A 13,663-nucleotide genomic window follows, 5' to 3' on the forward strand; every position below is an offset into this window, starting at 1 on the left:
GTCATGTCATGGTTATTCAATAAGAACAAGGCATTACCTGCGATGTTATTGGGAAAGAACAAAATGTTCCGGCCCTACTGCCTGCAATACCGCTTGTTCAGGGGGAATGTTTTTATTCACATCAAATGCCAGCGGATGACGCTGGCGTTCAATTCTCGGATCAGGAATCGGAATCGCCGACAGCAGGGCTTGGGTATAGGGGTGACGGGGATGGTTAAAAATCGCCTCCGTGGGGCCAATTTCAACAATACATCCGCGCAGCATGACGGCAACCCGGTGGCAGAGGTAACGCACCATAGAAAGATCGTGCGCAATGAACAGATAGGTCAGCCCCAGTTCATCTTGTAAATCCTGAAACAGATTCACAATCTGTGCCTGAATCGACACATCAAGCGCGGTAATCGGCTCATCTGCCACAATAAAACGTGGACGCAGCGCAATCGCCCGCGCAATGCTCACACGCTGCCGCTGCCCGCCAGAAAATTCATGAGGGAAACGCGTCATAAACCCCGGTTCCAGACCCACCTGACGAAACAGTGCCGCTACGCGCTCCTGCCGCTCTCGCTGATTGCTCACCAATTGATGAACAATCAGCGGCTCGGCCACAAAATCGCCCACCGTCATGCGGGGATTCAGCGATGAGTAAGGGTCCTGGAAAATAATTTGCATCTCACGCCGATAGGGCTTCAGGAGACGCGGCGATAGACCGGTAATGTTTTGTCCCCGAAAAAAAATGTCGCCATGAGTCGGCGTATCAAGCTGTAACAGCGTTCGCCCAACCGTACTTTTTCCTGAACCGGATTCGCCCACCAGCCCTAGCGTTTCGCCTTCCCGAATCGCAAAACTGACATTATTGACCGCCTTGATCGGTGTGCGGTTTGCTCCCAGCCGTCGGCGCGTCTCCCCATAGGTTTTGCACAAATTTTCGACGCTAACCAGCGGTGGCGCCTGTTGGATAACCGCACTCATGGCATCTTCTCCTGTTGGGCGAGCAAGGCAGGTAAATCGTACCAGGCAGCGACCTGATGACCGGGAACGCTACCAGCCACAGGCAGCAACGGGGGAACCTCATTCAAGCAGCGAGCGGTCGCGAAGGGATTACGCGGGGCAAAAGGATCGCCTAAAGGCAATGACGATGGATCGGGTGGATTGCCGGGGATTTGATAAAGGCGACCGCTACCGCGCCGAGCCTGCGTGGGTAACGACTTGAGCAGACCCCAAGTATAGGCGCTGCGCGGATCGCTGAAAATCGCCTCAACGGGCCCCCGTTCCATAATTCTGCCGCCGTACATGACCTGCACGGTATCTGCCAGACCGGCAACCACGCCCATATCATGCGTGATCCAAATGACCGTGGTCCCCATCTTCTCCTTCAGACCGCGCACCATATCCACAATTTGCGCCTGTATGGTCACGTCCAGCGCTGTCGTCGCTTCATCGGCAATCAGCAGTTTTGGATTACAGGCGACACCAATCGCAATCATGACGCGCTGCCGCATCCCGCCGGAGAATTCATGCGGATAGTGATCCAAGCGCCGGTGAGGCGATGGGATGCCCACCACCTCCAGCAGTTCCACTACCCGTGAACGCGCAGCCTGAGCCGACAACCCGAGGTGCCGACGCAGCGGTTCGGCAATCTGCCGACCAACCGTAAGCACCGGATTCAGCGAGGTCATCGGGTCCTGAAACACAAACCCGATCTCTTTTCCCCGCAGATCTAACATTTCTCGTTTCGACAGCTTCAGCAAATCGCGCCCGTTGAACAGTACTTCACCGCTAACGATCCGCCCCGGCGGCGAAGCGATTAACCCCGTCATCGCCAACGCATGCACGCTTTTTCCAGAACCAGATTCGCCGACAATCCCCAGCGTCTCCCCCTGTTTTAGCGAGTAAGACACATTATTCACCGCCTGCACCGGGCCTCTGGCGGTGTCAAACGCTACCGTAAGATTTTTGACCTCTAGCAGCGTCGTCATGAGGGAATCGCCACTTCAAGGTAGCCACCGGTAGACTGTGTCAGGTACTCATGCCCGGTGTCAGTAATCAGAATGGTGTCCGAAATCTGGGTGCCACCGATGCCGGGAATGCGCAAATTCGGCTCGAAGGTAAAAATCATACCCGGCTCCAAAATCAGCGGTGACTGCGCATCCAGTGAGGCGTGTTCATGTGCGCCAATGCCGATACCATGCCCAATGCGGCCGGGAATATATTTGCCATATCCATGGGCCTCAAGCTGAGATTTAACCTGCTGGAACAACTCGCTATACGGCGTACCGGGACGAATGCTCGCTTCCACCCCATCGCGAATCGTCAGAATCGTATCAATCGCGCGACGGTGTGCATCTGGCAGCGAACCACAGGCGATGATGCGCTCGTTTTCCGCGTGTATGCCGTTGGCAATACTCCAGATAAATACCGCGACCGTTTCCCCCGGCAAGGGTTTACGCGTCGTAGGATTGTCGCAATTGTAAAACAGGCGATCGCCCGCCAACGCCCAAGTCCACAGACCATTTTGCGCACCGCCTTCCAATGAGCCAAAATCGCAAACTTCTACCTGCGGGTAATGGGCCGCCCAGTGCGTGTTCATCGCGTGCATAGAAGCAATACTGATATCGCGCTCACTGCCTCCCGCCGCAATGGCATCTATCGCAGCCTCCATCCCCCGATCGGCAATCCGTGCAGCAATGCGTGCATGTGCAATTTCATCGGCATCTTTAATCAGACGAACCCGCTCGATAAGTACCGATACATCGGCAAACGTCGCCTGCGGTAAGGCATGCCGCAGTTGCCCAAAGCGCTGAATAGGCAGGAAGTGCTCTTCAATCCCGATCGTTTTTCCCGCAACGCCAAGGTCGTGCAAGATCGAGACCAGCGCATCCAACCAGTTCGGCCCCATCGTGACTTTGGTTGACCAGGCACCATATAGACGAATGTCTGACACCCAGGCGCTCGCCCGACCGTGATCGTCGCGTAGCGCATGAACCAGCATGATGGGATCATAGCCCGTAGCCACAATAGCGATCACAGGATGTGAATAGATGATCGGATTAAAGCCACTGAGATAAAAACTGTTTTCAGGCTTGAAACACACCATGACATCCACACCGGTTGCCGCCATCGCCTGTTTGATCCGGTCAATACGCGGCGGTAAAACCGCAGAAATCGGTGAAGCAGAATGCAGAGAGGTGCTCATCGTTGTGTCCTCATTTTTGGATCAAAGTAGTCACGTAACCAGTCGCCGAAGAGGTTGACGCTCAATACGGTAAACAGGATTGCCAGCCCCGGGAATGTCACGATCCACCAGGCAGAAGAGAGATAAACACGACCATCGGCCAGCATCCTTCCCCAGCTTGGGTTTGGCGGCTGAATGCCCAATCCCAAAAATGACAGCGCCGCATCCATAATAATCAGGCGCGCCAGTTCCAGCGTCGCAACCACCAGCGCAGGCGTCAGTACATTCGGTAAAATATGTCGCCACATAATGCGCCAGCCGCTGGCACCAATAGCGTGAGCGGACTGAATGAATTCTTGTTCACGCAGCGACAGCACCTGCCCCCGAATGATACGGGCGTAGCGAATCCAACTGGTGAGGGCCAGAACGATAATCAGATTTTGTACCGATGGGCCAAAGGCGGCGACCACCAGCAAAGCCAACAGCATCAAGGGCAACGCAAGCTGAATATCGACAATTCGCATCAGCATGCGATCGACGATCCCGCCGCAATATCCCGCAATAATGCCAAGCATCACACCAACCGCGCCGCCTAACAGCACCGCGATGAGTGAAATCATCAACGTGATCCGGCTACCGTGGATAATTCGCGACAGTACGTCACGCCCCAGCTCATCCGTACCCAACGGATGCGCTCCCGCCGATAGAAAACTGCTCCAGCTTGGCGGCTGCATCCTCATCAACAGGTTGGATTGGGTCGGCGAAGGCAGTCCTAGCCAAGGCCCCAACACGGCGACCACGAACAAAATAACGATCAGCGTAAATCCGAATAATCCGGCCCGATGTCGTACTAATGCAGAGAAAAAAGGTGTCATCGTAGGTTCCTTAGCGCCGACGTGAAATACGTGGGTCCAGCACGCCATAAAGCAGATCCACAATGAAATTGATCGCCACGAAAATAACGGCCATGACCACAACACCCGCCTGGATGACAGGGAAATCATGCATCTGTATCGCCTGTACGATTAGCCGCCCCACGCCGGGCCAGGCAAAGACCGTCTCCGTTACCACCGAGCCCCCAAGCAATTCACCTGCAATAATCCCCACCATCGTGATGACAGGGATCAACGAATTACGCGCGACATGCCAGAGAAAGACGGTATGGGGTAACAGACCTTTTGCTCGCGCCGTGCGCACGTAATCCTCGCGCAGAATATCCAACAAGGAAGAGCGCAGCAGGCGAGCAATGGAAGCCGTCACAAATACGGCTAGCGTAATACCGGGCAGCACCAAATGTGCCAGGCTACCGCTTCCTCCCGTAGGCAACCATCCAAGATTGACGGCAAAAAACAGAATCAACATGATCCCAAGCCAAAAAACCGGCGTCGCCTGACCCAGTAATGCCAGCACCATCACGATCAGTTCCGCCAACGTCCCACGCAGCAGTGCCGCCAGCGTTCCCGCTAGCGCGCCCAGCACAACACCGAGCAATAGCGCCACCCCCGCCAATTTCATAGTGGCTGGCATATGCTGTAGCACGATATCCAATGCAGGCCGCATGTACTGAAACGACATCCCGAAGTCGCCGCGCAGCATGGCCAAGAGCGTCTGCACGTATTGCTCCATTAAGGGACGATCGAGCCCGAGACTCTGCCTCATCGCATCCAGCTCTGCCTGACCGGCCCCCACCGGCAACAATAAGACCGTCGGGTCACCCAGCACGTGCGTAACAAAAAAGACCAGCGTCACCACGCCCCATATCGCCACTAGCGACTCAATCAGCCGGGTCAGAACATAGCGCAGCATCAGCTCTCCTCACCGGACAAAAAAGTACCGATTTCGGCCAACACGCGGGCATTTTCTTCAATGTGGACGGGGTGATTAGCGCCGGCGATCTCTACATAGCGTGCACCGGGAATACCGTGAGCAATACGTCGTGACTGATCGGGTGGGCAAATCCAGTCATTCCCCCCGACGATAACCAACGCTGGCACAGCGATATCGGCTAGCTTATCTCGCAGGTCATACGCTTTATCGGCAAACAGGGCATTATGCGTTTCAGCATGCAGAGATAAGGTGCGTGTTCGCTCTAGCGCAGCATTCGCGTCAAAGTTCTCGTAATACAGCGGCTGGAGCGCCAGCCAGATGAGGCGTAATTCCGTATCATCCGTGACCCGATCGGAAAACAGCTTATGAACCATCTCCAGCGAGGCCGACGGAGCTTGATGGAGACGTGCCTGAAAATTGGCAATCGCCCCCGCTTCATGATGGTGACTCGGTGCCGTTCCACGCAGAATCAAATGGCTCAGGCCATCGGGGTATTTCGTCGCGTAGCTCAGGGCTATCATGCCGCCAAACGATCCACCGATCAGAATGATTTTCTTACCACCAGCAACCTGCTGACGAAATGCCTCCAGATCGTCCACCATCTGCTCGAAAGTAAACGGGGGTGTCAGACTCGATTCTCCGCAGCCACGCTGATCGTAAGCCAGCAGACGATAGCGATCGGCCAGCGGCAAAAAGGCCTGAAAATCACTGCGACGATCGCCAATACCGCGCCCGCCATGCAGAACCACAATCGTAGGCTGTTGGTCGTCGCCAGCCAGATCGTAGGCAAACGTCGCCCCGTTGAGCGTAATGCTATTCATACGCTTTCCCCCTGACGACTAGCGATGTTCGATGTCACGCTCACACCCTGCTCTACATCTCGCCATTCATCCCCCAACAGCTCAGGCGTATCGAACGCCAGCAGATCGGCATAGTGCTTTTCTCTGTCTTCAACAAATAAGCTGCGGGCGATTCCCTGCGCTAGCCGATCGCCCCCTGCGCTCACCGCGGGGATATCGCCAGATAGCTTGCCGTGCGTTAATACCGAGGGGTAGTTAAAGCAATAAAGGTGTGACAGCAGCGGGCTCTGCCCTGCCGTTTTTTGCTGAAACTCAAACGACGGCCCGAGATAAGGCGAAGTCGCCAATTCGCCATGTTCCTGACCTGGTTCAGGGGCAAAAACGTCCTGCCATTGTTTGATGTAAGGTGAGAACAGACGTAATTCCGCACGATACGCCAGATCAATCTGGAAGCCGGTCGCAAAGATAAGGAAATCAAGCGTCCATGTTCCCGTCGGCGTATGCAAAACGATCTCATCATGCTTGATGTCCAGCGCGGTTACCGGGCTACCGAGGTGGAAAAAAGCGTTAGCATGGCGCGAAACGCGCAGCGTTGAATCGCGCGGTGGTGGTGTTTGTGCCGCTAGCGTTGATAGAATAAATCGCCACTTCCATTCATCACTGAGCCCAACAAAACCCTGAACCACTCCCTGACTGGAGATACCCGTAAATTTGTTGATACGCGGTATATCCTGACGGCGAATGAACATATCAACCTGTTTAGCGCCCTGTTCCAGCGCGGTTGCGGCGTTATCCATCGCCGAGGCACCTGCGCCGATAACACCGATCCGTTTACCTTTCAACGCAGAAAAATCAATGTTATCTGCCGAATGTGCCCAAAATTTCCTATCCAGTGAACGCACCAAATCCGGGACATAAGGGCCACCCAACCCATCACGTCCGCTGGCTAACACCACTCGCCGTGCATAGCGGCGCAGCGTTTCCCCCGTCAGCGTATTTCGGGTCTCTACCGCTATCAGGCCATCGACATCAGGCTGTAACAGCGTCACTTCTGTGTCATTAATCACTGGCAGTTCGAGAACGGAACGAAACCAGATCAGGTAGTCCATCCACTGGGTGCGCGGAATTTTATCCAGTAATTCCCACGCTTCCCGGCCAAACTGTGCCTGATACCAGGCGCGAAATGTCAATGCTGGCAGCCCAAGCGCAGGCCCCGCCAAGTGTTTAGGCGAGCGCAACGTTTCCATTCTGGCGAAGGTTTTCCACGGCCCTTCCTGACCAGCAGGGGCTTTATCGAGGCAGATGACGTTATGGATCCCGAGCAGTTTGAGCGACGCCGCAGCGACCAACCCACACATTCCTGCCCCCATGATGATAACATCGCTAACAGGCTGTCCGGCGCGATAGGAGGCATGCACCCACGGCTTGGCGGGGAGTTCAAGCAGTTGTAAATCGTCTTTTAAACGGGCTTCCAATGCCGTTAATCCTGCCCTGTTGGCGGTGGTCATTTACGCAGATCTCCTGTCGCTATGTTGGTTATGTGTTTCATCTGAACGGGGCACGACTTGCTGCCTTATCCGGTATCATCCCGTAGGCCTTTACCCAGACGTCGCTCATTAATCCCTTTTTATGACGCGTTAGCCTTTTCACCCAATCATGTCAAAACAGAATTATTAATCGTTAATCATGCGATTTGTTAATGATAAATTTATCTGTCTTTATGAAGAAATGTGCATATACAAGTTCGAAAAGATGCCGCATGATTTTAAAAATGTCAGAAGATGATGGCGGTGTGCGCTGGCTAAGCTGCCAGCGAATTAGCCTGTTATGGAAGCGATAAGGAAAGTAAGGGTATGTCGAAGGTAGCCATGTTAGACGATCTGGATTTACGCCAACTGGAAGCGTTCTCCGCAGTCATCTCGTCTGGGAGTATCACCTCTGCGGCAAAAATCCTTCATCGCTCGCAGCCCGCAGTTACGCGTCTGATTCAGGAATTTGAGAATAAAATTGGCTATCCTCTGTTTCAACGCAACGGACCCCGCATCACGGCGACGGAACAGGCCTATCAGCTACATGAATCCGTGGAGCACGCGTTAATTTCCCTACATCAGGTGCAAGTGCGGGCAAAAGAGATCGCTGAAGATGAAGAAAAACCGTTGGTGATCGCCGCCACACCGGCCATGGCTGCAGGATTATTACCAATAGCCTTGTCAAAGGTGGATATCTCTACGCCGTTGCAGATCTTGAGTTATTCCGCAGAGCAGACGCTACATGCCGTGATTGATGGCCGTGCCGATATCGCCATCAGCAGCCTGCCGCTGGAGCATAAAAACGTTAACCGTCATTGGATCGGGCAATCGCGTTGCGTGGTGGTACTCAGTGAAGATGACCCGCTGGCTCAGGAAGCCATCATTACCTTACAGGCGCTGGTTTCCCGTAAGATTATTACGCTTTATAACCCCTATCGTCTGCGTAACCGCTTTGAACTGGCAATGAAAAAAGCCAAAATCCAGCCCCGCTATACGATTGAAACCAATTCATCGGCCAACGTGTTGGCCTGTGTCCGAGCGGGTTTGGGTGTCGCCATTACCGAACCGGTGACAGCCTATGGTTTACCGCTAAATGGCCTGATTATTCGGGAGTTAGATATTGATATTCCCTATCATTTTGGCGTGATTACGCCGCTGGCAAAAACCGCCCGTACCAGCGTGTTGCAAATTGTGGATGCTCTGGAGAATACCGCCAGAGAACTGTTACCGCATTTCACTCTTTTTCATTCAGACGATCATCATAAAATCATGTCGTCATTAAACGCCTGAAAAATATAAATCGAGGTACGTTAGCGCTTATTTATATAACACGGCATCTAAATAAAATAACAGCTCAAAAAAAATCACTGGGGTAATCACTTACCCCACGATATACCCTAAATAATTCGAGTTTCAGGACAAAACGTATTCGCTTTAAACAACGCAACGCGTTGACCTGCTGGGCGGCAGGCCAAATAGCACAACCAACGCACATGCAACGTAAAGTATGACGAGTATAAACATAATAAAAAGCACCATGAGATTAATCATCCAATATTAGTCTGGATAGTGCCGCACCTATTTCTCTTTTTCGACATGAGAAAAAGAGCTTGAGTGTATTTACTAAAAACACACTCAAGCCATGACGTATTAATTAACGGTTTATTATTCCAAACTCACATCATCAAGGGTAATGATAAAATGAAAACACGTATATTCACTAAACTTGCCATGAGTCTGACATTATTCAGCCCGTTATTTCCTGCTTCTGTTCTCGCGGAATATCCTGAGAAACCCATACAAATGCTGGTCGCCTTTGCGCCTGGCGGCGGGACCGATATTGCTGCCCGCTCAATTGCTCACTATCTTGAAAAACATTTAGGCAACAATGCCCGAATTGCCGTCATTAATAAACCAGGCGCGGGAGGTGAAATCGGCTGGACGGTGTTGGCTCAGTCAAAACCAGACGGTTACACCATCGGTATGATTAATCCCCCCGCCACCAATGCGCTGGTCGTGGAAGGGAAAGCCAAATTCACGATGAATGATTTTCAACCTATCGCCAATATTGTGTATGACCCCGGCATTTTGGTGGTCAATAAGGACAGTCCTTACAAAACGCTAGCGCAGTTTATTGATGTCGCACGGCAATCACCTGACACGCTGGTCATTGGCACATCGGGTGCTGCGGGCTCCTCTGAGCATGTCGCTATTCTGAATTTAAACCGACTGGCTGACGTACAGTTCAAGGCGGCGTTTTTTGGCAGCACCGCCCCCGTCAGACAGGCGGTATTGGGTAATCACGTCCCTGCCGCCACCATGAATCTCAGTGAAGCCTTGCCACTCGCCCGGGAAGGCCAGATCCGCATTCTGGGCTTGATGGCAGAGCAACGCTATCCGCTGTTAAAAGACGCCCCTACGTTCCGTGAGCAACAGATCGATCTGGTGGCAGGCACATCACGTGGTATTGCCGCACCAAAAGGGACGCCGCCCGAAATTGTCGCCAAACTTGAAAAAGCGCTGCATGCGGTGATTAACGACCCGGAATATCTGGAGGCGGCGCAAAAAGCAGAAATCCCCCTCAACTATCTGAATGCGCACGGCTACAGCACGCTGATTCAACGCATTAATACCGATCTGGCAGAAACCTGGAAATTGACACCATGGCGTTAACACTCAACCCCACACGCCACCATACCGAGCTGTTTTTTGCGGCGTTATGGGTCGTCATCGCCAGTGGGATGTTTATTGAAGCGGGGAAATACTCGTCAGCCAGCGCCGCATTCCCTCGTACCCTGGCGGTACTCCTCGCCGTAAGTGGCCTGGCGCTCATTATTAAAGCCTGCTGGCAACGGCCAAAAGAGGAAGGGGCAACCTCTCGACTGCTGCATGCCCCCCTGCGCGTCATCATGGGATTTGTGATGGTGACGGCCTACATTCTGCTGACGAACCACGTGGGTTACATTGCTGCCAGTCTACTATTCGGCATCACCCTGCCGCTACTGGCGGGCTACCGGCAATGGGGGAGGATACTGGCTACCGTGGGCGGAACGCTCCTGTTCATTATTGTCGTTTTTCGGATATTACTGGCCCGCCAACTTCCGGACGGCATGTTTGAAGTGTGGCTGGAGAACATTTTATGATTGATGCGTTAATAAATGCCTTACCGCATGTTTTCGTCCCCACCAACCTGCTAGCGGTGTTAATCGGAACCGTTGCGGGGTTGATCGTCGGCGCATTACCCGGTCTCACCGTCACGACCGGTATTGCCGTCCTTATCCCGTTGACGTTTGGCGTCGATCCGCTGTTTGCCTTGGGCATGATGGCGGGAATGTATAACGGCGGCAGTTATGGTGGCGCAATTCCGGCCATTTTATTACGCATCCCCGGTACACCCGCCTCCGTCGCAACGGTGCTTGACGGCTACGCGCTGACGCAACAAGGCAAAGCGGCCTATGCGTTACAGGTCGCCGTGGTATCCGGTGTCATTGGCAGCGTCTTGTCAGCAATCGCCTTGATCCTCTTTGCCCCCGGTCTGGCAACCATTGGTTTGGCGTTTAGCCCCGCCGATTACTTTTGGGTTTCTCTGCTCGGGCTTGCTACCGTAACCTCACTTCTGGGAAATGATTTTCTGAAAGGCTTGATTGCCGCACTGCTCGGGTTGGCAATCGGTACTATTGGTCTGGATATCTCCACTGGAGATGAACGTTATACCTTTGGTTTACTCGAACTTACGGAAGGGTTGGATCTGGTCGTTCTGCTCACCGCGCTGTTTGCCTTTCCACCGGTGATTCAGATGGTCGAACAGGCCCTTACCACAGGCTTACCCCGCCATTTATTGAGGCTGAAAAGCCAGGGTTCAGTGCTCTCGCAATGGCGTCAATTCCTGCCGGTCTGGCTACGTAGCTCTTTTATCGGCATCGTGATTGGTATCCTTCCCGGTGCGGGCGGCAGTATGTCCTGCTACCTCGCCTATAACGACGCTAAACGGCGCGACGCCGATCCCGATAGCTTCGGAACCGGTAACCCGAAAGGCGTCGCCGCATCAGAAGCTGGCAATGGCGCTGACAATGCGTCATCGCTGATTCCGGCCTTAACGCTGGGGATACCCGGTTCCGGCGTAGCTGCCGTAATCTTGGGCGGGCTGCTGGTACAAGGGTTACGCCCCGGTCCTCAACTCTTTCAAGAGCACCCCGATATTGTTTACGGCTTTATGCTGCAAATGCTGCTCTCCGCACTGCTACTTGCCGTTGTCGGCGGCCTGACGGCCACCCGTCTTTTCGGTCAGGCTTTACGCTTGCCAACGATCCTGCTGGCTCCCGTCATCATGCTGTTTATTACCGTCGGAGTCTATGCCGTCAATAACTCAGCGTTTGATCTTTATCTATTTCTTGGCATTGGCCTATTCGCCTATTTTATGGAGAAACTCGATTATCCCAGCGCACCTATTATTTTGGGGGTGATGCTCGGGCCAATAGCAGAAACGCAGCTCAATCTCGCCCTTACACTCTCCAATGGTCAGATCACAGCATTAGCCAGTTCGCCTTTATCGTGGCTGTTAATTCTGCTGACGATTTTCATCTTACTCACACCCTATTGGCGATATCTCCGAGAACGCTAGCGTCACCCACAGTCAAAACGGTTCCTATCTCATATCAAGGGATTTACTATGAAAGTTGCCATTCTTGGCGCAGGAAATATCGGTTTCGCCAGCGCAGCCTGGCTGGCTTCAACAGGGCACACGTCTATTCTGTGGTCACCTCATGCAGAAAATCTGGCTCCCTTACGGGCCAGACAGCACCGTTTATCCTTTATCCTTTTACCGGAAGCCGTTGCAGTCAACCACGCAGAGGTTGTCCTCCTTTGTGTGCCTGGGTATGGCCATCGAACGGTTATTGATGCATTTGTGCCCCATATCAAAAATGACCAACCCATTATTATTAATAGCGCCTGTTCGCTGAGCGCACTGTATCTTTCCAGACGGCTGGCAGAACGCCGTATCAGTGCCCCCATCATTACCTGGGGTACGACGGTACTCACCGCTCGCCGTCAGGCGAATGGATGTGAAGTCGCTATCATGGCCGCCAGAAAATTTGTACATGTTGCCACCTTGCCCATGCAGGAGAATGAACGCGCAATCGCCCTATGTTCAACCCTATTTGGCCCCCGCTTCCGCGCCCAAACCAACGTGCTGGCAACATCGTTGATCAACATTAATCCCATCGCTCACCTGGGACTGGCGCTGTGTAACGTCACGCGGATAGAAAGACATGAAAGCTGGCCTCAATATCACTACCTGACGCCGGGGGTTGCCAACTTGATTACCTCACTGGAAAAAGAACGTCAAACACTGGCCCAACACTTTGGGCTCACGATCCACAGTATTGAGGCACACTTTCAGCAATCTTTTGATCTGCCTGAAAATGAACTGGCGGATATCGCAGAGGAACTTCATCGGAGGCGCGGAGGTCCGGCAGGCCCAACAACGCTGGATACACGTTTTATCTTAGAAGACACACCGTATGGATTGGTCTTTGCTGAAGCGATGGCAAAAAAAGTGGGCTTAGTATTACCACAGCATACCTCGGTAATAAACGTGGTTGCCGCCATATGGGGACGGGATTTTCGCCGTGACAATACAATATTGCCGATGCTTGAATTAGAAAAAATGTCATTACTTGATTTGCAGCACTGCCTTTATGCGGGCTATCACGCGAATGATATGAAGGCGACAACACCGTGATACCGACTTCAGAAACGAAAATTCATCATAACGATAGCGATCGCCTCTGCATTTATTTGCGCTTCCCTTATACTACCCGGCAATAACCAAGACGAGTGGCGAGAAAAAACCGGTAATGATGAACAACGATGTCCTGCGCAGCGTGCGCTATATGCTGAATTTCAATAATGACCACCTGCTGAAAATCCTGGCGCTGGTGGAGATGACCGTCCCTCCCCAGCAGTTGGCGAGCTACGTCAAAAAAGAGGGAGAGGAAGGCTACCAGCCTTGCCCGGACATCGTGATGAGTTATTTCCTGAATGGGTTGATTCTGCAAAAACGCGGTCAAGATGAAAACCAGCCTGCACCACAGTTTGAGCGCAAGATGACGAATAATATTATCCTGAAAAAGCTGCGCGTCGCCTTCTCACTAAAAACGGATGATATTCAAGCGATCCTAATGGCACAAAATTTTCGAATTTCAGTACCGGAAGTCACCGCGATGATGCGCGCCCCTGACCACAAAAACTACCGCACCTGCGGCGATCAGGTGATCCGCTACTTTCTAAAAGGGCTGACTGCACGGGTCAAAGGCTAAAAATATTCCGTTAAT

Annotated in this window: 13 protein-coding genes; 6 read left to right on the forward strand and 7 right to left on the reverse strand. The window is 52.9% G+C overall.

From position 1 onward, the window contains the following. Positions 1–45: 45 nt before the first annotated feature. From E2566_RS14070 to E2566_RS14100, 7 genes are read right to left on the reverse strand one after another with little or no spacing between them, the layout of a single operon-like run. Positions 46–969, reverse strand: a complete 924-nt coding sequence (locus E2566_RS14070; protein ID WP_107168466.1) for an ABC transporter ATP-binding protein — start codon at positions 967–969, stop codon at positions 46–48. Then, a complete protein-coding gene (locus E2566_RS14075; RefSeq protein WP_107168465.1) occupies positions 966–1,976 on the reverse strand; it encodes an ABC transporter ATP-binding protein in 1,011 nt (336 codons plus the stop codon). Before E2566_RS14075 ends, E2566_RS14070 begins: the two co-directional genes overlap by 4 nt. Beyond that, positions 1,973–3,193 carry a M24 family metallopeptidase gene (locus E2566_RS14080; protein ID WP_107168464.1) on the reverse strand — a complete coding sequence of 407 codons (1,221 nt, stop codon included), beginning with the start codon at positions 3,191–3,193 and terminating at the stop codon, positions 1,973–1,975. Before E2566_RS14080 ends, E2566_RS14075 begins: the two co-directional genes overlap by 4 nt. Further along, positions 3,190–4,047, reverse strand: a complete 858-nt coding sequence (locus E2566_RS14085) for an ABC transporter permease (protein WP_107168463.1) — start codon at positions 4,045–4,047, stop codon at positions 3,190–3,192. Before E2566_RS14085 ends, E2566_RS14080 begins: the two co-directional genes overlap by 4 nt. A gap of 10 nt (positions 4,048–4,057) precedes the next feature. Further along, complete coding sequence (locus tag E2566_RS14090; RefSeq protein ID WP_107168462.1) at positions 4,058–4,978, reverse strand: ABC transporter permease; 921 nt, start codon at positions 4,976–4,978, stop codon at positions 4,058–4,060. Continuing rightward, positions 4,978–5,820: an alpha/beta fold hydrolase gene (locus E2566_RS14095; RefSeq protein WP_107168461.1), complete on the reverse strand. Its 843-nt coding sequence runs from the start codon at positions 5,818–5,820 to the stop codon at positions 4,978–4,980. Before E2566_RS14095 ends, E2566_RS14090 begins: the two co-directional genes overlap by 1 nt. Further along, positions 5,817–7,307, reverse strand: coding sequence for an NAD(P)-binding domain-containing protein (locus tag E2566_RS14100; protein WP_107168460.1), 1,491 nt, complete (start codon positions 7,305–7,307; stop codon positions 5,817–5,819). The genes E2566_RS14095 and E2566_RS14100 overlap by 4 nt, the downstream gene beginning before the upstream one ends. A 345-nt stretch (positions 7,308–7,652) precedes the next feature. Here E2566_RS14100 and E2566_RS14105 point away from each other — a divergent pair, with 345 nt between their 5' ends. The 6 genes from E2566_RS14105 to E2566_RS14130 all read left to right on the forward strand — a co-directional run bounded on the left by E2566_RS14105 (position 7,653) and on the right by E2566_RS14130 (position 13,648). Then, the gene (locus E2566_RS14105) at positions 7,653–8,618 is read left to right on the forward strand and encodes a LysR family transcriptional regulator (RefSeq protein WP_107168459.1); all 966 of its coding nucleotides are present in this window, start codon (positions 7,653–7,655) and stop codon (positions 8,616–8,618) included. Between the two features lie 411 nt (positions 8,619–9,029). Further along, positions 9,030–10,001: a tripartite tricarboxylate transporter substrate binding protein gene (locus tag E2566_RS14110; RefSeq protein WP_205942456.1), complete on the forward strand. Its 972-nt coding sequence runs from the start codon at positions 9,030–9,032 to the stop codon at positions 9,999–10,001. Continuing rightward, entirely contained in the window at positions 9,992–10,471 is a 480-nt protein-coding gene (locus E2566_RS14115) for a tripartite tricarboxylate transporter TctB family protein (RefSeq protein WP_107168458.1), read from the forward strand. The genes E2566_RS14110 and E2566_RS14115 overlap by 10 nt, the downstream gene beginning before the upstream one ends. Then, complete coding sequence (locus tag E2566_RS14120) at positions 10,468–11,949, forward strand: tripartite tricarboxylate transporter permease (RefSeq protein WP_107168457.1); 1,482 nt, start codon at positions 10,468–10,470, stop codon at positions 11,947–11,949. Before E2566_RS14115 ends, E2566_RS14120 begins: the two co-directional genes overlap by 4 nt. A gap of 48 nt (positions 11,950–11,997) precedes the next feature. After that, positions 11,998–13,071, forward strand: coding sequence for an NAD/NADP-dependent octopine/nopaline dehydrogenase family protein (locus E2566_RS14125; protein ID WP_168444508.1), 1,074 nt, complete (start codon positions 11,998–12,000; stop codon positions 13,069–13,071). Positions 13,072–13,186: 115 nt separating this feature from the next. Next, entirely contained in the window at positions 13,187–13,648 is a 462-nt protein-coding gene (locus E2566_RS14130; protein WP_107168455.1) for a YehS family protein, read from the forward strand. Positions 13,649–13,663 lie beyond the last annotated feature (15 nt).

Source organism: Pectobacterium punjabense, from assembly GCF_012427845.1.
GTDB lineage: Bacteria > Pseudomonadota > Gammaproteobacteria > Enterobacterales > Enterobacteriaceae > Pectobacterium > Pectobacterium punjabense.